26 protein-coding genes, 1 pseudogene and 1 riboswitch are annotated in these 20,763 nt (G+C 34.6%); of the genes and pseudogenes, 22 read left to right on the top strand and 5 right to left on the bottom strand.

Annotated features, from left to right (window positions below; translation table 11 throughout):
• Positions 1–6 precede the first annotated feature (6 nt).
• The 8 genes and pseudogenes from AC6CH1_RS08715 (at position 7) to AC6CH1_RS08680 (ending at position 7,007) form a co-directional block, all read left to right on the top strand.
• Positions 7–456 (top strand): MaoC family dehydratase N-terminal domain-containing protein, encoded by a 450-nt coding sequence (locus AC6CH1_RS08715; RefSeq protein WP_498317142.1) that lies wholly within the window; start codon positions 7–9, stop codon positions 454–456.
• Positions 453–851, top strand: a complete 399-nt coding sequence (locus tag AC6CH1_RS08710; protein WP_427709446.1) for a MaoC/PaaZ C-terminal domain-containing protein — start codon at positions 453–455, stop codon at positions 849–851. The genes AC6CH1_RS08715 and AC6CH1_RS08710 overlap by 4 nt, the downstream gene beginning before the upstream one ends.
• A gap of 78 nt (positions 852–929) precedes the next feature.
• A complete protein-coding gene (locus AC6CH1_RS08705) occupies positions 930–2,099 on the top strand; it encodes a thiolase family protein (RefSeq protein WP_498317140.1) in 1,170 nt (389 codons plus the stop codon).
• A gap of 41 nt (positions 2,100–2,140) precedes the next feature.
• Positions 2,141–2,755, top strand: coding sequence for a TetR/AcrR family transcriptional regulator (locus AC6CH1_RS08700; RefSeq protein ID WP_498317138.1), 615 nt, complete (start codon positions 2,141–2,143; stop codon positions 2,753–2,755).
• Between the two features lie 398 nt (positions 2,756–3,153).
• A complete protein-coding gene (locus AC6CH1_RS08695; protein ID WP_498317136.1) occupies positions 3,154–3,525 on the top strand; it encodes a GntR family transcriptional regulator in 372 nt (123 codons plus the stop codon).
• Between the two features lie 5 nt (positions 3,526–3,530).
• Positions 3,531–4,397 carry an ABC transporter ATP-binding protein gene (locus AC6CH1_RS08690; protein WP_498317134.1) on the top strand — a complete coding sequence of 289 codons (867 nt, stop codon included), beginning with the start codon at positions 3,531–3,533 and terminating at the stop codon, positions 4,395–4,397.
• The gene (locus AC6CH1_RS08685; RefSeq protein WP_498317133.1) at positions 4,390–4,995 is read left to right on the top strand and encodes an ABC-2 transporter permease; all 606 of its coding nucleotides are present in this window, start codon (positions 4,390–4,392) and stop codon (positions 4,993–4,995) included. Before AC6CH1_RS08690 ends, AC6CH1_RS08685 begins: the two co-directional genes overlap by 8 nt.
• 212 nt (positions 4,996–5,207) lie before the next feature.
• Positions 5,208–7,007: pseudogene (locus tag AC6CH1_RS08680) on the top strand (S9 family peptidase).
• Positions 7,008–7,068: 61 nt separating this feature from the next.
• On the opposite strand, the gene AC6CH1_RS08675 reads toward AC6CH1_RS08680, so the two are convergent.
• Together AC6CH1_RS08675 and AC6CH1_RS08670 are read right to left on the bottom strand one after the other, a co-directional pair.
• Positions 7,069–7,560: a histone acetyltransferase gene (locus AC6CH1_RS08675; RefSeq protein ID WP_498317131.1), complete on the bottom strand. Its 492-nt coding sequence runs from the start codon at positions 7,558–7,560 to the stop codon at positions 7,069–7,071.
• Entirely contained in the window at positions 7,557–7,964 is a 408-nt protein-coding gene (locus AC6CH1_RS08670; protein WP_498317130.1) for a nuclear transport factor 2 family protein, read from the bottom strand. Before AC6CH1_RS08670 ends, AC6CH1_RS08675 begins: the two co-directional genes overlap by 4 nt.
• 173 nt (positions 7,965–8,137) lie before the next feature.
• Here AC6CH1_RS08670 and AC6CH1_RS08665 point away from each other — a divergent pair, with 173 nt between their 5' ends.
• Entirely contained in the window at positions 8,138–8,263 is a 126-nt protein-coding gene (locus tag AC6CH1_RS08665; RefSeq protein ID WP_498317129.1) for a hypothetical protein, read from the top strand.
• Positions 8,264–8,629: 366 nt separating this feature from the next.
• On the opposite strand, the gene AC6CH1_RS08660 is transcribed toward AC6CH1_RS08665, so the two are convergent.
• Positions 8,630–9,478, bottom strand: coding sequence for an alpha/beta fold hydrolase (locus AC6CH1_RS08660; RefSeq protein ID WP_498317760.1), 849 nt, complete (start codon positions 9,476–9,478; stop codon positions 8,630–8,632).
• A 324-nt stretch (positions 9,479–9,802) separates the two neighbouring features.
• Between AC6CH1_RS08660 and AC6CH1_RS08655 the strand changes: the two genes are divergently transcribed.
• Positions 9,803–10,783 carry a hypothetical protein gene (locus AC6CH1_RS08655; protein WP_498317127.1) on the top strand — a complete coding sequence of 327 codons (981 nt, stop codon included), beginning with the start codon at positions 9,803–9,805 and terminating at the stop codon, positions 10,781–10,783.
• A 95-nt stretch (positions 10,784–10,878) separates the two neighbouring features.
• On the opposite strand, the gene AC6CH1_RS08650 is transcribed toward AC6CH1_RS08655, so the two are convergent.
• Both AC6CH1_RS08650 and AC6CH1_RS08645 read right to left on the bottom strand, forming a co-directional pair.
• On the bottom strand, positions 10,879–11,151 hold the full coding sequence (locus AC6CH1_RS08650) for a YesK family protein (protein WP_498317126.1): 273 nt from the start codon (positions 11,149–11,151) through the stop codon (positions 10,879–10,881).
• Positions 11,152–11,276: 125 nt separating this feature from the next.
• Positions 11,277–11,747, bottom strand: a complete 471-nt coding sequence (locus AC6CH1_RS08645; protein ID WP_498317124.1) for a DinB family protein — start codon at positions 11,745–11,747, stop codon at positions 11,277–11,279.
• Between the two features lie 138 nt (positions 11,748–11,885).
• On the opposite strand from AC6CH1_RS08645, the gene AC6CH1_RS08640 reads away from it, so the two are divergent.
• The 12 genes from AC6CH1_RS08640 (at position 11,886) to AC6CH1_RS08585 (ending at position 20,749) form a co-directional block, all read left to right on the top strand.
• Positions 11,886–12,440: a GNAT family N-acetyltransferase gene (locus AC6CH1_RS08640; protein ID WP_498317122.1), complete on the top strand. Its 555-nt coding sequence runs from the start codon at positions 11,886–11,888 to the stop codon at positions 12,438–12,440.
• A gap of 48 nt (positions 12,441–12,488) precedes the next feature.
• Complete coding sequence (locus AC6CH1_RS08635) at positions 12,489–13,037, top strand: GNAT family N-acetyltransferase (protein ID WP_498317759.1); 549 nt, start codon at positions 12,489–12,491, stop codon at positions 13,035–13,037.
• 26 nt (positions 13,038–13,063) lie between these two features.
• A complete protein-coding gene (locus AC6CH1_RS08630; protein ID WP_498317120.1) occupies positions 13,064–13,486 on the top strand; it encodes a DUF4181 domain-containing protein in 423 nt (140 codons plus the stop codon).
• Between the two features lie 64 nt (positions 13,487–13,550).
• Positions 13,551–14,249, top strand: a complete 699-nt coding sequence (locus AC6CH1_RS08625) for a polysaccharide deacetylase family protein (RefSeq protein ID WP_498317119.1) — start codon at positions 13,551–13,553, stop codon at positions 14,247–14,249.
• 192 nt (positions 14,250–14,441) lie between these two features.
• On the top strand, positions 14,442–14,969 hold the full coding sequence (locus AC6CH1_RS08620) for a sigma-70 family RNA polymerase sigma factor (protein WP_498317117.1): 528 nt from the start codon (positions 14,442–14,444) through the stop codon (positions 14,967–14,969).
• Entirely contained in the window at positions 14,959–15,981 is a 1,023-nt protein-coding gene (locus AC6CH1_RS08615; RefSeq protein WP_498317115.1) for an LCP family protein, read from the top strand. Before AC6CH1_RS08620 ends, AC6CH1_RS08615 begins: the two co-directional genes overlap by 11 nt.
• A gap of 237 nt (positions 15,982–16,218) precedes the next feature.
• Positions 16,219–16,318, top strand: a riboswitch (purine riboswitch).
• A 110-nt stretch (positions 16,319–16,428) separates the two neighbouring features.
• On the top strand, positions 16,429–17,724 hold the full coding sequence (locus AC6CH1_RS08610) for an NCS2 family permease (RefSeq protein WP_498317114.1): 1,296 nt from the start codon (positions 16,429–16,431) through the stop codon (positions 17,722–17,724).
• A gap of 107 nt (positions 17,725–17,831) precedes the next feature.
• Positions 17,832–18,695 carry a PhzF family phenazine biosynthesis protein gene (locus tag AC6CH1_RS08605; RefSeq protein WP_498317112.1) on the top strand — a complete coding sequence of 288 codons (864 nt, stop codon included), beginning with the start codon at positions 17,832–17,834 and terminating at the stop codon, positions 18,693–18,695.
• Positions 18,696–18,860: 165 nt separating this feature from the next.
• On the top strand, positions 18,861–19,421 hold the full coding sequence (locus AC6CH1_RS08600; RefSeq protein WP_498317111.1) for an NUDIX hydrolase: 561 nt from the start codon (positions 18,861–18,863) through the stop codon (positions 19,419–19,421).
• Positions 19,422–19,448: 27 nt separating this feature from the next.
• Positions 19,449–19,928, top strand: coding sequence for an NUDIX domain-containing protein (locus AC6CH1_RS08595; protein WP_498317109.1), 480 nt, complete (start codon positions 19,449–19,451; stop codon positions 19,926–19,928).
• Positions 19,929–20,004: 76 nt separating this feature from the next.
• Positions 20,005–20,424: a DUF4279 domain-containing protein gene (locus tag AC6CH1_RS08590; RefSeq protein WP_498317107.1), complete on the top strand. Its 420-nt coding sequence runs from the start codon at positions 20,005–20,007 to the stop codon at positions 20,422–20,424.
• A gap of 121 nt (positions 20,425–20,545) precedes the next feature.
• Positions 20,546–20,749, top strand: a complete 204-nt coding sequence (locus AC6CH1_RS08585; protein ID WP_008403962.1) for a zinc ribbon domain-containing protein — start codon at positions 20,546–20,548, stop codon at positions 20,747–20,749.
• The last annotated feature ends 14 nt before the right edge of the window (positions 20,750–20,763 follow it).

The following is a 20,763-nucleotide window of genomic DNA, read 5'->3' as shown; positions in this document are numbered from 1 at the left end:
GAAGTTTTGTATACAGAGTATATTGGACTAACTTCAAATAAAGTGAGAAATGTGATTGAAAGAGAGCTTGTAAGAAGATTTGCTGAATCCATTGGAGATAATCATCCAATCTATACTGATGAAGAGATTGGTAAACAATCACGATATGGTACAAATATTGCTCCCCCTACATTTCCAAGGGTACTAAGATCTGGCTATATCGATGGTCTCAAATTACCGTTAAAAGGATTAATACATGGTGAACAAATATATCATTATGAACGACCTCTTTTGGTTGGAGAGGAAGTCTATTGCTACTCGAAAATAGAAAATTACTATGAAAAAGAAGGCAGCACCGGAAAAATGGGCTTCCTGAAGATGACACGGTATGGTGAAGACAGAGATGGAAGATTAATATTCACTGAAGAGTCAATCACAATCATCACGGAAACGGTAAGGAGGTCCTTAAACGTATGACAGTTTTAGCAGATATAAGAAAAGGTGAATCTCTTGAAACGATACTAGAACCAGTATCGAGAATGGATTTAATCAAGTACTCAGGTTCTTCCGGTGATTTTAATCCGATTCATACAATTGATGAAGAAGCTAAAAAAGCTGGTCTACCAGGAATTATTGCTCATGGTATGTGGACGATGGGCAATCTTTCGAAGCTGTTTACGGCTTATTATGAAGAGGGCTATATAAAAGATTATAATATTCGATTTTCAGGAATGGTGTTTTTAAATGACGTTCTTACTTTAAAAGCCGATTTAGTGGATAAAGTGGATCAATCACTAATCTTTGATGTGAAAGCAATAAACCAGCATCAAAAAGCTGTGGTTAAGGGAAAATTAATATTTGAACGTTATTAATTAAAAAGGGTTTGTCTCGATTTCAAATAGGATAGGGGCAAATCCTTTATATATAAACTGATAATAAGGAGACCATATATGAAAAGAGATGCTGTCATTGTATCAGCTGTTCGTACGGCGATTGGAAAACAAGGTGGGGCATTAGCAAGTCTTCCTGCTCATCTGTATGGAGGGGAAGTTATTAAAGAAGCAATCAAGAGAGTGAATCTTAATCCAGAAATGATAGATGATGTGATTTTAGGAAATGTTTTAAGTGGTGGCGGCAATATTGCTAGATTGACAGCTTTACAGGGCGGTTTATCTGTCAACATACCGGGGTTAACAATAGACAGGCAATGTGGTTCAGGTATTAATGCAGCTGCATTAGCTGCCCAAGCGATACAATCTGGTGCAGGTGATATATATGTTGCCGGGGGGATTGAAAGCATGAGCCGTGCACCATATCAATATGAGCGTCCAGAACAAGCATACAGCTCAATCCCGCCAAGATATCGTAAAACATTACTTGCTCCTGAAGAAATCGGAAACCCGGGCATGGGAACTACTGCAGAAAACCTTGCAAAAAAATATGATATTACAAGAAAGGAACAAGATGAGTATTCATTAAGAAGTCAACTAAGAATGGCAACTGCAATTAATGAAGGGCGTTTTGATGAACAAATTGTTCCAATTAGTATCCCTGTTCGTAAAGGTGAGCCGATTCTTTTTAACAAAGATGAGCATCCGCGTCCGAATACAACGTTAGCTGCATTGGCAAAGCTATCGCCGGCTTTCCAAAGAGATGGAACAGTCACAGCAGGCAGTAGTTCCGGACTGAATGATGCAGCATCAGCAATGGTCATTATGTCTCGGGAGAAGGCTGAAGAATTAGGGATTCAACCATTAGCCACGATTAAAGGATCAACCGTTGCAGGAGTAGACCCTAATATCATGGGAATTGGTCCCGTACCGGCAACGAAAAAATTATTAGAGAAGTTGAATCTTTCTTTATCCGATATGGACATTATCGAATTGAACGAGGCGTTTGCTGCACAGGTAATCGCCTGTGACCGGGAATTGGGAATCGATCCGGAAAAACTAAATGTTAATGGCGGAGCAATTGCACATGGGCATCCATTAGGTGCAACAGGCGCAATTTTAATAACAAAAGCTGTATATGAATTGAAACGATCGGCTGGGAAATTCGCCCTTATTACAGCTTGTATCGGTGGTGGCCAAGGAATCTCTTTAGTAATCGAAAGGGAGTGAACTAAAATTGTAAAAAAATAATGACTTGAGGAGTAAATTAAATGCGCGGAAGAATTCTTAAAGAAAGTATAGACCTCTTTGATAAAAAGGGGTTCAGCAAAACTTCCATTCAAGATATTATTGATACGATCGGTGTGACAAAGGGTACCTTTTATTATTACTTTAAAAGTAAACAGGAATTATTAATGGATATTCACTTAAATTATATTAAAGAGTTATTAGCCGAACAAGAAGTGATTTTAAATGATGAATATCTAAGCAGTATAGTAAAAATAAATAAATTAATTCATTTAATTATAAAAAATATTAAAGTACATGGTAAGAGCGCAAGAGTATTTCATCGGGAGTTTCGGCATCTGGATGATAAGCAATTAAAGTTAATCAATGATTACCGAAAAGAGTTTCGTATTAATCTCGAAAAGCTTTTTGATGAAGGTATTGAAAAAGGAGAATTCAGAGAAGATCTTAGAAGTGATATTGTTATCTTTGGCATCCTCGGCATGGTTAACCGTTCATATAATTGGTATAATCCGGATGGAGAAGTAACAGAAGAAGAGCTTGTGAGTACTTATATGGAAATGATATTAAATGGAATAAATAAAGATACAAACACTATGGGATATAAGAATGGAAACTTCAGCGGAAGTATTTTTTAAAAGGGAATATAATTATAGAAATATTAGCCAATGCACGAAAAGAAATTTATGGACAAATTACGAGCAAAAGAGTAAACAGGCATCTGTGTTACTCTTTTTGTTTTTTTATCCGTTCAAAATTTGTAAATTAAAGAATTAGCCACAAACATTGTGAAAACAAGGTTATGTGGCTTTTTTATAGATTTTTTTACAGTGGCGACAAGTTATGTTTACAAAAAATGGTTGAACTAATATTGAAGGTGTGTATATAATGTACTTATAGTATATATACATTATACAAAAAGGTTTGTGATTATTTGGATGTTTCACATTTTATATTACGGCTTAACTGTTAAAACAAGTAATAAAGAACGACACAATTTTAATTGATTTTTAATAAGTAAAAATGAGGGATTGGCATGCAAATAATTATTTCAAACATTTCTAAGGAACCAATTTATGAACAAATTACAAATCAGATTAAATCCGCCATTTTAGCAGGTGAATTGCATGAGGGGGAAGCAATACCTTCCATGCGTAATCTTGCCAAAGAACTGCAAATTAGTGTAATCACAACGAAGCGTGCTTACGAGGAATTAGAAAAGGCGGGCTTTATCTATTCGATTGTCGGAAAAGGGTCCTTTGTTGCAGAGCAAAATTTAGAAGTCATAAAAGAAAAGAAATTGAAAGTCATTGAGGAGCAAATGAGCTTGGTCATCACGAATAGCAGAGAAATTGGCCTCTCACTTGAAGAATTACAAGACTTATTAAAAATTTTATATGAGGAGTGATTTGAATGGAGAATGTTGTTGAACTTACAAATGTCTCGAAAAAGTTTAAAGATTTTTCTGTTAAAAATCTAAATTTAGAAGTGAAGAAAGGCTTTATAACAGGCTTTATTGGGGCAAATGGTGCCGGTAAATCGACTACGATTAAAATGATGATGAATCTATTAAGACCGGATGTCGGTGAAATTAAGCTTTTCGGTTTGGATTACATGAATCATGAGAAGGCGATTAAAGAGCGCATTGGGTTTGTTTACGATGGCAATGTGTTTTTTGAAGGGCTGAACTTAAAAGATATAAAGCGCATCGTGGGCCCTGCATACAAACGCTGGGATGAATCACTATTTCATCAATACTTGGAAAAATTTGAATTGCCGCTGAATAAACAAATAAAGACATTTTCAAAAGGAATGCAAATGAAGGCATCATTGGCCATAGCACTATCCCATCATGCGGAGCTTATTATTATGGACGAGCCAACAGCAGGTTTAGATCCCATTTTTAGACGAGAGCTTTTGGAGCTTTTACAGGAGTTAATGGTGGATGGAGATCGTACCATTTTCTTCTCCACACATATTACATCCGATTTAGACCGTATTGCAGATTATATCGCTCTCATTCAGAAGGGGGAATTAATATTTAATCAGTCTATTCTTGATGTAGTTGAAAACTATGCACTTGTTAAAGGAAGATTGGAACTTCTGGATCGCGACACTGAAAAGGCTTTTATTCATGTTCACCGTGCATTAACAGGATTTGAAGCATTAACGGATAATATCAAAGGAGTACAAAGAATTTTCGGAGACACCGTTGCCATTGATCAAGCCTCTCTGGAAGAGATCATGTATTACTTGAAAGGGGGAATACAACATGTTTAATCTAATTAGACGTGATGTCATATTACAGAAAAAACAGCTATTACTTTTTATTCCTTTTGTCATTTTCTTTATTATAATGGAAGCAAATCCAGTTATGATCTTTCTTGTTGCCAGTATTCTTATTCCCTTTAACACATATGCTTACGATGAAAAAGTAGAGACGAACATATTGTTAAATTCCTTACCTTATACACGTTCGGAAATAATCGCATCACGCTATATCGGTGCTATTATCTATATGGTTTTAGCAATTGGTGTGACAAGTCTCACATTGTTTGTTTTCAATAAACCTTTTACACTAACACACATTGCGATTGGCTGTAGTTTATTTTTATTATTTGCTTCCTTTACCTTCCCATTATTTTATTTATTTAAACCAGGTTATATTTTTCCGGCTGTATTGATTAGTTTTCTCCTTTTAACAGCGGTCGGACCGTCTATTGTGATATTTTTAGCAGACCAATTGACCGTTATAAAGGATGTTATTATTAATTTATCCATCCCTGCTTTATATACAGGAGCAACAATTGTCGTCATCACACTCTATGTTGGTTCTTGGTTTGTTACCAACAGCATTTACCAGCGAAAGGCGTTATAAGTAAAGATACTATCCATACTGATGTGAAATATAAATAGTTCATTAGCTATTCAAAGAGCAAACTTCGCAACGTGCGGGTTTGCTTTTTTAGTTGGTAATTAGGAATTAATGCTTACAATTTCCTTGCGAATTACTTATTTGTTTCTCTAATAGTATATTTATGGTAATTTAGTATTAATTCAGTTTTTTATTATAAAGGAGGAGTATTCAATATGGTTTCATTTCCTAAACCAGGGGCAGAGCAGTTTTTAAGGACATTTTCAATAAGAGATTTTGCGGTAAGTCCAGATGAAAGTCAACTCATTTTCAGTACAAATTTAAGCGGAAAGTATAATTTATGGGCAATGAATCTGCCTAGTACATTCCCGACACAGCTGACATTCAATAACCAGAGCTGCCAAGGTCTTCTGTATGATAAACAAGGACGATTCATCCTTGCTGGTTTTGATGACGATGGCAATGAAAATACACAATTTTACGGGTTGCCTCTGCATGGCGGTACATTACAACCAATTATTCATGAAGAAGGAACACGCAATACTGGAATGATCCTTTCAGAAGACGGGAAAAAGCTTTACTACACTTCTTCAAAAGGAAATCCTTCTTTTTTGAATACGTATAAATATGACCTGGAGACAGGGGAGGAAGAATTAGTCTTAGAAGGAAAAACGACACCTACGTTAACAGTTGGTTTAAGCCCGAATGAAGAAACGCTCCTTTATATGACGGCGTATTCAAATACACATACACTGTTGTATGCAAAACGGGCGAACGACCATACTTTGCTGACACCGTCTACCGATTCCCAGCACACGGTTAGTGATGCATGTTTCGCAACAGATGATCTTGTTTATTTTTTAACGGACTACAACGCAGATTTTACATACTTAGCTTCGTATAATTTAGAAACAAATGAATTTATTAAAGTAAAAGATATTGAGAATGAAGGCTTCACTACTCTGAAATATGACCAACATAAACAGCGCTTATATATTGTCAGTGAAAAAGGTGTAGAAGATACTGTATACATGTATGATTTGTCTTCAAATGACTGGCAGAAAATACAAACGCCATGTAGCACGATCGATAAGCTTGTTGTCACGAAGTTAGGAAATTTATATGTTTTAGGCGGTACTGCTACTAAACCGGATAATATTTACCGATTGACAGATAATGAATGGATTCCTCTTACGCAATATGCAGTTCCGGGTGTCGACCAAAGCGAATTAGTGGAGCCTGAAGTTATTACGTATCCTTCTTTTGATGGGCTGGAAATTGAATCTTTATTCTTCAAAGCGAAAAAGGAAAATGATAATGGGGAAATCATCTTCTGGCCACATGGTGGTCCACAAGCTGCAGAGCGAAAATTCTTTAGAGCTTCGTTCCAGTTCTTTTTAAATAATGGCTATAGTATATTTGCGCCAAATTTCCGTGGATCAACAGGTTATGGATTAGCTTTCACAAAAATGGTAAACTGAGATTGGGGATATGGTCCGCGACTTGATAATGTCGCAGGTCTTGATTGGCTTATTGATAAGGGTTATGCAGAAAAGGGTAATATTTTATTGATGGGTGGAAGCTATGGTGGCTATATGGCCTTACTGCTTCACGGACGTCATGCGGATTATTTCAAAGCGGTAGTCGATATCTTTGGACCATCGGATTTGTTTTCATTTGTCAATTCGGTTCCGGAAGACTGGAAACCCATGATGGATCAATGGGTAGGAAATCCAGAAAGAGACAAAGAAAAATTTATCGAATATTCTCCGATTACGTATTTAGAGACAATGACAAAACCAATGCTCGTTATCCAAGGAGCAAACGATCCACGAGTTGTAAAAGAAGAGTCGGATCAAATTGTGCAGGCGCTGAAAGATAAAGACCGTGAAGTCGAATATATGCTTCTTGAAGATGAAGGTCATGGATTCTCTAAAAAAGAAAATGAAATTGCGGTTTACCAAAAAATCCTTTCATTCTTTAGTCAATTTGTAGAGTCTAAAGTAGAAGCATAACTTTTAATATTTAAATTATAATAAGCGACAATCATTATACAAGAGTGATTGTCGCTGTTTTTTACTTTGAAGTGATGATATCCATTAGCGTTTTTAACCCGTCATTCACTTCTACTAGCTGATCATTGCCTTTCACTTCAAAAAGATACACGTTATCGTTATTTTCAGGAGAATATATGTAACTGTCTTCTAATTGCTGTTCTATTGTTGGCATAGTATCAAATTGATGGACCCTCACCACATACTTGACTTCGTTTTCCTGTAAATATACGATTTCAAGCACTGGCTGTTCTTTGAGGATTTTATTGTCCGGCCGTTCCAACTGTACGTAAGGGAACCTGTAAATTTCAACCATAGGAGTAAAAGCGGGGTCCGAATCCGTAATTACTAAAACTTCTTCATTTGTTTTGGGATCTCTTACTGAAATCGTATCAATATTACTACTCAAAGCTTTTCCTATAATGGCATCTCTGCTAGACTCTTGCCACATATCAAAAATAAACCAGCCTAAAACAATAGCACCGATTGAGGTTACCCAAAGCCATCTTTTCATAATTTGAATACATTTAAATTCTCTTTTGATGAACTGCTAGTAAAACTGGATAATTGAAGAGGCGTGATCGTTCCTTGATGGAAATAGAGCTGCCAATGCCCATCAATCAATTTCCATATCGAACTGCGCAGTGTATTTCTTTCTCTAGTTGTATTAACTAAAAAATAAGTAGCTAAGACAATGTCATGAGCGAGCGGATAGATTTCGTAGTTGTGCAGCTTCATTTCTGTCAAAACAACACCAGTTTCAAGACACTCTTTTTTATCATAAATATAACCGGAGCTGCCAATCTCAAAAAAATCATCTGCTAAAATGGCATCAAGCTTTTCTTTACACCTTCTAACTTCTAACCCGGTATGACTTTCCTCTAATTGCTGTAAATGCTCTTTTAAATTTTCTATCATCACAATTACCACCTAACTTTTTTATGTACACCTTAACTTATTTCTAGATTTTTCAAGTTAAATCCTCTAAATTAAAAAATAAGCTACAGGGAATTAAGAAGTTTAATTTTTTAACAGAATTTTGAAACTTCCATAGAATCTGTTCGTATAACTTTATAAAGGGGGTTATTTTAATGAAAGAAAAAATTATTTCAAAGAATAGTGAATACAAAAAGCAAAGTTATATTATTCCTGGGTTTATTGGGGCTGCGATAGGTGGAGTGTTAGGATTGGTTGCATATGTGAAAGATTGGCTATGATGCATATGGAATTATTTTTAGATACCTCTGGAATCATTCTTTCCTTTTTAATATTTGCTTTTAGCATGGTGTATGTAGACGACTTTCCGCTGTTGACATTTACCGGGATTTTAGGCTTAAGTGGTGTTTCTTATTTTGTTTATCGTATTGTTTCAAGATGGATTCATTAATATAAAGAATAAAATGAAAAGGGAGAGGAGATTTTTATCGCCTCCCAAGTTAAAATTTTATGTTCAAAAAACATTCAAAAGTAGGTAATGATTAATGGAAAATAAAAAGATAAGTAAAACTAACATAGCGTTGTATCTTTTTCTGCATTAGCGCTAATTCTACTATTACTGAATTATTTCTTATTTGATTAAAGGATTATACATACTTAAGCGTATTGATCGTTTCTTCCACAAAAACGTTAAATGCTTGTGCTTCTTCTACAAACGGGAAATGGTTCGAATCATTAAAAATCGTAAGGGATGATTTTGGGATCAATTCAGCGATTTCATAACTGAATTCAACCGGGCATTGGGCATCTAAAAGTCCACCAAAAATAAAACTAGGTATTTCGATTTTTTGTAGAGAAGGTCGTAAATCAAATTGTTGAACAGCAACTTTTCTGAAATAATCAAGCGCACGTCCAACTATACGCCCGCTATTAGGTATTGCAAGGGCATTCCTTAAATTTTCTTCACTCGAGAAAGACATAAGTGCCCACTCAAAGTCTAAGGATTTACGCTGTTCTAGCGGTGTTTCAGGATTATTCAAGCATTCCATAATTTCAATAATACGATTAAAATTTTTATTTTGAGTACAGTAAATACTCTTCGGATGACTTGCATATTCTTTGCTGGCAGCACTACAACCGCATATAATACTCGTTAAAGATTGTTGTTTATCTACTGCATATTGTAGTGCTAACATTCCACCTGTAGAGTGTCCGGCGAATGTCCACCTCTCAAAAAATAAGGCTTCTCGAATAGCCTCTAAATCCAATATAATATTATGTAATTTTAACTCTTCGTCATAAATAATTTCAGGGGAGTTACCTGCACCTCTGACATTGATCAAAAATACTTGATAATGCTTAGTAAATGGATTGGCAAACCAATTACCTTTCTCATTAAAAGCACTATAAAAATGGGTAATAGCAAGTGGTTCTCCGTTCCCACATACATAGCACTCCTTAATAATTTCAATTTCTAACGAATTTAGCGTTAGTATAGTAGTATTTCTATTTCGAAATCCTTAACCCCTTTTTATTAATAGTAAAAGCTTTAAAAAGTATCAGGGAGCTTGCAAATATAGCGTTTATTTATAACGTAATAGTAGATTTTCAATAAGTTTAAATGAACATTGCGTCTACATATTAACTCCTTTTAAAAGGGAGATTGGAGGTTAAATTATGGATGCATTATCAATCCTGGTTATTGTACTCATCATCACCGGAATAGTTGTATGTGCAATCAAAATGAGAAGCTTGAAAGACAAAATTCATGATAGTTCAGCAACACCCATTATAATCAGGTGGATCATGGGGACAGCAGCGTGGGGAGTATTGAGCATTTTTATTGTAGTATGGTGGCTAATGCCCCGATTGCTGTAAAAACGACATCATACAAAAAAAGGGTAATTGAACCCTATTTTCGAATCTTTATAAGAGGACGTATAAACGAAGGAGCTGTTTTAGAATGTGTGGGATTAGAAACTAAAAATAAAAAACGAGATGTTGGTCTTCCAAAGCATCGTCAGGAATTAATGGAAGCAATTGAACTTGATTTAATCAATGATGAGAATGTTTTGGCTGTTTTTTACGGGGGATCCATCGGGAATGAGGAAACGGTTTTATATTCTGATATCGATCTCCGTATTGTTGTAAAAGATGAAGTATATGAGGAGTATAGGGTGAACAAAAAGCAACGGGCCAGTAACTGGGGAAATGTTCTTTTCTTTGAAGACTTTCATTGGGCAAATTACAGTACGGCACATTACAGGTCATTTATAAAAGTGGACAGCTTTTATTATAAAAAGGTGGATATGAAGCCATCTATCTGGACTCAGAAATTAAAAATTGTTCATGATCCAACAGGCTTGATCCATGATGTATTAACAAAATCAGCGGATTTAACGTATAGACCATCTATTCAGGAAATAGAGCATTGGAGAACTAAATTTTTTGCATACCTTCATGAAGCGTACAGAAGAGTGATGAGAAAAGAAATCTATTATGCACTTCACAATATAGATAATTTAAGATTATCCATGATAACTGGATGGTATATGGAAGCAGGCATACAACCGAATACCTTTGGGGATTGGGCAAAATTAGAAGGGGATAGAAGCAAACTAAGTGATCGGCAATTATCACTGTTAATTCAGTGGCAATGCAGTAGAGAACAAGAAGAAATTTTAAATATAATGAAAAATATTATTCCGGAATTTATTCAAATTCACAAGAAATTATGTGAGCAATACGGAGTTGATGAGAACCCCGAGTGGGTAAAAGAAATTATAGATTTGGTAATGTAATTTCATATATAAGTCAGCGGTAATATGGCAGTAAAGAATATAAAAAACGCTCAGGTTTTAAATATCCCTGAGCGATGCTTATTCAACTAAAGCCCTTACTTCGTGTTCTTATAAATAATTCCAAAAATAGTACCTATCCAAACACCTATAAAAATAGAAAAAGCAAAGAAGCCTAGACCCATACCTTCCCAACCACCAACAACAAATATGCTGAAAAGTACTAATCCTAAACAAAGTAGGCTCATTATAGCAGAAGTTAAAAGTAAAACATTTTTTGAAACTTTTCGGGCAATAAAAAACATCATAAATGCAAATAAAATTCCTAACAATATTAAAGGAGTCCATCCGTCTAACATCAAAGCATCCACTTAATTACCCCCTGTTATGTTTTCCACGAACTGACATGACTGTTATATACCCTAAAATTCATCCTGTAAAAATTTTAACATAAATTTTCCATTTATTTAAGAGCAAAGGGAAAATGCTTAATGAATTACTCATAACTTCTAATAATTAAATCCGAAGATATCGGCTTTCGCTGTATTTCTCTAGCCCAAACGGATAGCTGCCCAATGTGATGAATCTCATGCGTTATCATATGAGCGAGAATCTTATTTTGCGTAAATTCTAAAATTGAACCGTCTCGTCGCTGTACTTCTATAAGTTTATTTTCATATTCTGAAGGAAGTCGTTCAATAAACTGTTCGGTATACGATTGGACAAAAGTCGAATATTCTTTGATCTCACTCAATTGTGTAAGTAGTTGTCGCCTTTCAAAAACTATTTTTTCATCAATTAATGAATTTAACCAGAGCAATTCACAGTCTATTACATGGATTAGTGTTTCCCATATACTTTTCATACCGCCAACCCGTTCTTTATGAAATTCTTCCTCAGGTAATGATTCACACCAATTGAACCAATCTTCACGTACTTGCCAATTATATCTAAATAAAGATAACATTTTGCACCTCGTTCTAGTAGAATAGTAAGAAAATTATAACTTAAATGGATTTATAGGGGGAATATTGTATAAAAATTAAACTAGAAACATATAAGCAGGGCAACATATAAAAAATGTTTGAGAAGTTGAGGTGTTTTTTTGAGAAAATTCAATGACTACATAGAAACGGATAGACTAGTAATAAGACCCCTTGAAAAAGAAGATTACACATCGTGGTTATCCGCATTTGAAAATAGATTACCATCACAACATCAATACGATGAAGGTAAAATAGATATGAGCATTTGTACAAAAGATTGGTTTGGAGATTTGATAGATCGTCATCAAAGGCTTGCTTCAGAAGATAAAGTTTATATATTTGGGGTTTTCCGAAAAGAGGATCTTGCGCATATAGGTTCAGTAGATTTTTCCACAATGTTAAGGGATGAATTTCAATGGGCAAGATTTGGTTATACGATCCACAACCAATTTTGGTTGCAAGGATATGGAAAGGAAGCTGTAAATGCTGCGATTACGCTCGCTTTTAATAAACTGAATTATCATCGGATCGAAGCACACATAAATCTGGATAACTTCCCATCCATTAAGTTAGCGGAAAGTGTCGGCCTGCAATTTGAATGTATAAGAAAAGGGTTTATTTACGAATTTGATGAGTGGAAAGATCATCTCATTTACTATATAAATTCGAAGTAATGGATAAATCTACATCTAGCACTATATAAAGAGAGGGTAGGGATGTTTATGCACAATTTGGAAACCGAAAGATTACTATTAAGACCATTAACATTGTATGATTCAGACAGAATTGAGGAATTAGCAGGAGAATATGATGTAGCAAAGTCTACATTAAACATACCTCATCCATACCCGAAAGGTTCTGCCTATCAATTTATAGAAAGCATCCAATCTGCAGAACAAAATAATAAAATTGTAATGTTTGCGATTGTTCATAAAGAATCACAACTGTTAATTGGCCTAATAAATTTGAATTTATCCATACAGTATTTAAGAGGAGAATTAGCATATTGGATTGGAAAACCGTATTGGGGAAATGGCTATGGTACAGAGGCTGCTAAAGCATTGTTGGAATATGGTTTTAGCCAACTTAAATTAAATAAAATATTTGCTGCTTCATTTACATCGAACACTGGTTCATGGAAGGTAATGGAGAAAATCGGTTTGAAATATGAAGGCACATTAAAGCAACATGTATCACGCTTTGGTCAGTTTTATGATCTGACCTACTATGGGTTGTTAAAAGATGAATTCGAAAACAATTCGCAGTTGTGAAGTGAAACTTAGGTGGTGTAAGTATCGTGGATAATGTTTTAACAAGTTTAATTTTAATATCATCAATATTTGGACTTGTACTATTTTTTATGAATAAGTTTTTAAGAAAATGGCTAAACGTGGAAAAGAAAGAGTTCTTCTCCAATAACTTTGTAAATCAGAAACATAAAAAAATTGATTGGACCATTAGAATTACTTTTATTGTCGTTGTGTTATTTGGTTTTTTCGTTAACGTCAGCGAAGATCCTTCAAGGCACATTTGGTTGCTGCAACCGCATATCCTTATGTTTGGCTTAATTTTTGTAACTGAACTAGTTCGAATCGTTATGGAAAAGAGATATGCGGCAAACAAGAATGATTACATTTTTACTGCTGTACAATTAGTGGTAATCTCGATGTTTTTAATCGCAGTGTTTTCGACAGACTTTTTTGGTTTGTTGGTATGGTAGTAAGATTTATTTTACAAAAGCAATGTATATACCGCTTAAAGCTTGTTGAAGAAAGGAACCACTAATGAAAAAGAAATTAATAATTGGAGGAATTGCAGTTATATTAATAGCTGTATTATTCGCAGGGCTATTCCAAGTTACGAAACTAAGAACGTTTCAATTATTTGGAGGGTTAACCTACCAGGCGGAAACAGAGGAAAAGATAATTGCTTTAACTTTTGATGACGGTCCGACAAAAAATGTGGATCAGCTTTTGCCATTGCTGGAAGAATACAACGCAAAATCTACTTTTTTTCTTATCGGAAATGAAATTGAAAAGCGTCCTGAAGAAGCAAAAAAATTAGTTGAAGCAGGGCATCAAATCGGGAATCACACGTATTCACATAAAAGAATGGTTTTAAAATCTCCTTCTTTTATTGAAGAAGAAATAGAAAAAACAGATGAGCTAATTCGAAGCATTGGGTATGAGGGGGAAATTGACTTTCGCCCACCTTACGGGAAAAAATTCGTAGGCTTACCGTATTATTTAAATAAGACTAACAGGGAAACTATTATGTGGTCGTTGGATCCGGAAACGTATTATACAAGTGCTGATGAAAAAATCAATTATGTAATGGAGAACATTCAACCGGGCTCAATTATCTTGCTGCATCCAATGTATGATCAAACCGGCGGGACATTGCAAGTAGTTGAAACGATTTTAAAAGAACTTACGAATGAAGGATATCGGTTTGTAACAGTGGATGAACTTCAATCGTTATGAACTCTTTAGCGTCACAGTAAGAAACAGAATATTATAAGGCCTGTATCTATGATTACTCGACAATCTAAGATACAGGTTTTTTATATTTTAATTATAATTGTATAAATAAGTATTTTTGGGAATTTGAACCTGTATTGATTTGACAATCGTCTAATAGCAGAATTGATATTTATTTGTAAGGGGGGCAGTACATTGGACAGTGAAGAGAAGGATTATTTATTAGAGAAAATAATGATTGAATATGGGACTGAACTGGTACGGCTTGCATTTTCCTATGTGAGAGATAAAGAAATTGCGAAGGACCTTGTTCAAAACACATTCATTAAATGCTATAACAATCTGGATTCATATCGATTTGAAGCGCAAATCAAAACATGGCTCTATCGAATAACAATTAATGAATGCAAGGATTACTTAAAAAGTTGGCATTACATGATGGTACAGGTTAAAAGTTTTATTAATGAAACAACCAAGGCTGTACTACCATCAATAGAAAAAACAGTAATTGATAAATATAAAGATGAAGAAATAAAAGGTATCATTTTATCTCTTCCAAAAATATATCGGGAAGTTGTTTATCTTTACTACTATAATTCATTAAACACCGAAGAAATAGCCGGTGTTTTGGATATCTCTGTGAATACTGTGAAAACGCGATTAAGAAGAGCGAAACAACGGTTAGAACCGATGATAAAGGAGGCGGAACTTAATGGAAGATAAACGATTCAGAGGGGAAGTTAATATTACAGATCAGGAATTAAATTTTACTAAAGAGGATCGGAATGAAGTATTCGAAAAAATCCATAACTTACAAAAAAGTAAAATACAAAAAAAATCTTTGATTCTATCTAGTAAAACCATTCCGATTACAACTGCTTTATTAATAGTAGGTCTCTGTTTATTTTTATTCCTTCCATCAATGCTTCCTGGAAATATTAATAAAGAAATAAGCAGCATTAGTTTAAGTAAAGAAACGAATCCAACAGTTGCAAGCACTGCAGGAATAGAAGAGGCAAAAGTGTTAACAACTCTAATTACGGTTAAATCTGAAGAAATGGATGATCGAATTTACCTCAATCTTTTACTTTCGTACAGTACAGACAAAAATATGGTGAATGTAGTATCGATTCCTTATGATACATATGTACCTGTCGCTGAACAAGATGAAGGGACCACTTTAAACGACAAATTGTTATTTGCGTATAATCATGGCGGCGCTAAAAATGTGAGAACCATTGTCTCCAATCTTTTTGATCTACCGATTGATTATCATGCAGTGATTGAACTGAGGAGTTTTTCTTCTCTCATTGATTCGATTGGTGGGGTAGCGTATCGTTTGCAGGATGATATGACAGTAAGAGGGATAACTCAAGGAACAATGGAATTGAAAAAAGGCGTTAATCATTTAAACGGAGAAGGAATCGTAGCATTAATGATGGCTGCTACAGAACCGAACAACCTTGATGAAGGGAACCTTTTAAAGCTGATGGAAGCAGTAATAGATAAAGCGGAAAATGAAACTTCATCAAATAAGTTAAAAGAATCATTAGCAAATTCACTAAGCGATATACAGTTGTTAGGGAAGGATATTAAAGCTTTCAAACAAATATCCTTAAGCGGCGGAATGATCGATGATGCAATCACAATTAGTAATACAGAAGGCAAACATATTTACAGGTTTGATGAGGAGTTTTTAAATGCAGTCTCAAAAGAATTAACTACTTTTAAATAATCATTAAAGGCTCTATTTCTATAATTGGAATCGAGCCTTTTTAAATTGAACTGTTTAATGGTCTAGTTAATGCATATTCATGCCATTACGAATAGAATTATGGTCTTACTGACAAGTTTAAAATGAGTACTGATTTTTTGCTCTTTTTTGAATATTTATATATTATTAAAACAAAAAAATATTGTTGTTTATTCTATTGACTAGTTAAATTTAACTTGATATTATTCTACTATTGTTTTTAGAAAATCTAATATGCCTTGTATAAATTCAAGAAGATGGCTTGAAAGTTTCTACCAGCTACCGATAATAGCTGACTACAAGGAATGGGAATTAAATTCTATTTTTATTCCATTTTGTAGAGAAGCTTTGGCCATCCGTGGTCAAAGCTTTTTTTATTCTAGGATAATAAATTAATTGCTAAACTTATAGCAACTAGGAGAGTACAACATGAAAAACTTTTTCAAATTTGCAGAACGGGGTACTTCGTATAAAACGGAAACACTTGCTGGGATCACTACCTTCTTATCAATTGCCTATATTTTGATCGTCAATCCCATTATCCTAAGTCAATCTGGCATGGATCATGGAGCTGTATTCACAGCAACTGCGCTTACTGCTATTATCGGTACATTGCTAATGGGCATACTTGCGAACTTCCCGATCGCTATTGCACCGAGTATGGGATTAAACTCATTCTTTACTTTTACAGTTTGTATCGGAATGGGTATTGATTGGCAAGTTACTTTAACAGGTGTTTTTGTTGCCGGTATCATCTTCTTGATTTTAAGTTTATTTAAAATTCGTGAAAAAATTATTAACATTATTCCAAGTGATTTAAAGTTCGCAATCGCTTCTGGTATTGGATTTTTCATCACGTTTGTCGGATTGAAAAACGGTGGCATTATTGTTGGTAATCCAGATACATTTGTGGCGATTGGCGATTTAACTTCACCGATGACGTTATTAGCAATTCTAGGTATTTTCCTTACAATTATTATGTTAGTAAAAGGTATTAACGGCGGTATTTTCTACGCTATGGTCATTACAACAATTGTAGGGATGCTGTTTGGTAAAATTGAAGTACCATCTTCAATCATTGGTAGTATCCCAAGCCTTGAACCGACATTTGGTGTTGTGTTTGGTCATTTAGATGAAATTTTTACAGCAGAAATCCTGACAGTTATTTTCACGTTCCTAATTGTAGCTTTCTTTGATACAGCAGGTGCATTAATTGGACTAACAAGCCAAGCAGGCATGATGAAAGACAATAAAATTCCGAATATCGGAAAAGGGTTACTTGCCGATTCAGCTGCCGGTGTAATTGGAGCGGTATTAGGTACATCAACACCTGCAACAAGCGTTGAATCTTCTGCGGGTATTGCAGTTGGAGGTAAAACCGGCTTTACGTCAGTAGTTATTGCAGCATGTTTCGTCGTTGCATTATTCTTCTCACCACTTGTTAGTGTTATTTCTGTGGAAGTAACATCTGCCGCATTAATTATTGTGGGTGCACTGATGGCTATGGAAATCCGTCGAATCAACTGGACAAAGCTAGAAATCGTTATTCCGGCATTTTTAACAATTATTATGATGCCACTAACTTCTAGTGTAGTTATCGGGATTGGGTTAGGCTTTGTGCTGTATCCGATTTGTCTTATCGCACAAAAGCGTGCTAAAGAAATCCACCCGATTATGTATGTGCTTTGTCTGTTATTCCTTTTATACTTTGCATTTATCGTATAAATGAGCTTCAAAATAAACGAAATAAAAGACATAGGTTAGTTCAGCTAATCTATGTCTTTTTACTTTATAATTATTTAAGGAAATTAAATATTTAATAGAGGGATGAATTGAAATTGTTATATTACGTAATTGATGCTTTTACAGAAACAAAATTTGGTGGGAATCCAGCAGGTGTAGTAATCCATGAAGATTTAGACGAAGGGTTTATGCAGAAATTTGCTGCGGAAGTTCGCTTTTCGGAGACAGCTTTTATTAAAAAAATACACGCTCAAACATTTGAGATAAAGTTTTTTACACCGACTTCACAAGTAGAATTATGCGGACATGCTACGATTGCTTCTTTTAAAGCATTGTTGGAAAACAAGGCTGTTGAAAATAACCATACATATATGATGGAAACACTTGCTGGAACACTATCTGTTGAGGTCGATCAATCATTTATAATGATGGAGCAAGCGAAACCTAAACTGGGGAAAACATTTGATGATTATGAGTATTTAGCGGACCTGTTTAATATTGATAAAAGCCAAATAGGAAGTGCAGGGTTTAACTTGGTTCCTCAAGCTGCAAGCACGGGACTTTGGGATATTATGCTTCCTATAAAAACAATTGAAGCTTTGAATACACTAAAACCTGATTTTAAAGCTCTTGCTGAATATACAAAGGTCAATAAAGTAGGAGGTGTCCATGCGTTTACGCTTGATACAAAAGAAGGTGTAGCAATTAGTAGAAACTTTTGCCCGCTCTATGGAATTGACGAAGAAGCGGCAACAGGAACTTCAAATGGAGCTTTAACTTATTACCTTTTTCATCATAATGTGTTAAATAAATTTAACGAAGAATACACTTTTCTTCAAGGATACAGTATGGATAGACCTTCTCACATTATTACGAAATTGGTAAATAAAAATAACCCAGTAGTTATGGTAGGTGGGAATGCTACTATACTGACAAAAGGGGAAATTTACTAAGGACTTTAGAAAATTTCAATATCTAATTTTCGAGCATGAACCTGCTACAAGGATCATGCTCATTTTTTATAATGAAGTAAATTGGTTAATTATGTTAATATTTATAAAGAGTGGTAATAGGTAATTTAAAAGCCTAGATTTGGGCATGAATTTATGGAGGTAATTATGGATAAATGGAAAACTTTAAAAACTGAGTATACACATAAAAGTCCTTTCGGCAATATTAGAAAAGATGAATGCAAGCTTCCTAATGGTATAGTGATTGATGATTATTATGTAAACGAGTATTCTGATTGGGTAAACGCTGTTGTGTTAACAAAGGAAAACAAGATGGTCCTTGTTGAACAGTACCGTTATGCTGGCAATGAATTTTACCTTGAAGTCCCTGCTGGGAAAATCGAAACAAATGAAACATACGAGGAAGCGATAATCCGAGAAGTAAAGGAAGAGACCGGGTTTATTTCAGATAGCAAGCCTATTTTACTTGGAGAATTCATGGTTAACCCCGCTACACAAAATAACAAAGTAATTACTTTTCTCTTGGTTGATGCTTTTAAGAAATTCGAACAAGATTTAGATGATACTGAAGAGCTAACAATTAATTTAATTGATTTTAATGAAATGGATAGTCTGATTAAGTCGAAGCAGATCAATACACAACTGTTCACAGCACATGCTTACACAATGGCAAAAATGTACCTTATTGAAAAACAACTGAATGTCTAATTATATAGAAGAAAACGGGGTGGGAAAATGTCACATGTAAGAATACGATGTACAGGATTGATCATCGAAAATAATTCGGTACTTTTAGTAGAGTATGATGATAATGGGATCCATTATAATTTACCAGGCGGGGGACTTGAACCCGGTGAAACAATAATTGAGGGTGTCATAAGAGAAGTGTTTGAAGAAACTACGGCAGATGTTGAAGTTGGGCCGTTAGCATTAATTTATGAGTTTCCCCCACATAAGCAATCCGGGGATTATGATGAGAATGCCAAACATGGACTTCACCTTATTTTTGAATGTACTTTAAAGAATCACTCGGTCCCGAAATTACCCGAAAATCCAGACCCTAATCAAACGGCGGTGAAATGGATTCCTATAGATGAATTGGACTCAATCTTACTGCTGCCCAATATAACACAGCAAATAAAGAACTATATTGATAATAGAAGAAATATTGACTTGATTGAGGATTATCAGTTGGAGAAACTCTACTTGAAGTGAATGTAAGTCTTAAAAAAATGCTCTTCAGAAACCAATGAAATTAGCTTATAAGGGCTTAAAATTGAGGTGTTTTATAATGGAAGATTTTTGTTCAGAAACGAGGGCATACTTTACTTTATTTGGAGAGGATTTTCCTTTGGAGGAATTCACTAAAGAAATAGGAATCATACCAACAGAAGCTTACAGAAAAGGTGAGGAATGGATTCGAGGTAAAACAAAACATGTAAGATTTGAAACTGCATGGGAGTACGGGCTAGATTACAAAATGACAAACCATCCAGAGGAACAAATTCATACCATTGTAAATACACTATATAACTCAATAGAGGTTATTAAAAAATATAAAGATACTTACAATTTAAAATGTAAATTAGTTACGGTTATTTGTTTTAATCGTCACCAAACACGTGGGCTTGTTATGAATAATAAGACAATTGAATTTGCCAATCAAGTAAATGGAGAATTTGAATTCGATATTTATAATGACACCGACTAGAAAAGTTTTTAAAGGATAGATGGAATCCATTTATTGTACCTAATTACAATTACCGAAACTTTTTCCGCCCCGATACCGTATGAAAGTATAACAAATCGTTTAGTTGGAGAGGGGAATATATATGTCTGAAAAAGGCTGTATTAAATGTGGAAGTAAGGATGCGAGCAAGAAAGAAGTGGCGATGACTGGTACAGGGTTATCCAAAATGTTTGATGTTCAGCACAATCAGTTTATCGTCGTTTACTGCAATAACTGTGGATATTCAGAGTTCTATAATAAAAAATCGTCTTCAGCCTCGAATATTTTTGACCTGTTCTTTGGTTAAAAGGAATAAATGTA

Source organism: Solibacillus sp. GQ1, assembly GCF_059758555.1.
The sequence above is the reverse complement of the archived record's forward strand: the minus strand, read 5'-3'. Positions and strand labels throughout refer to the sequence as shown.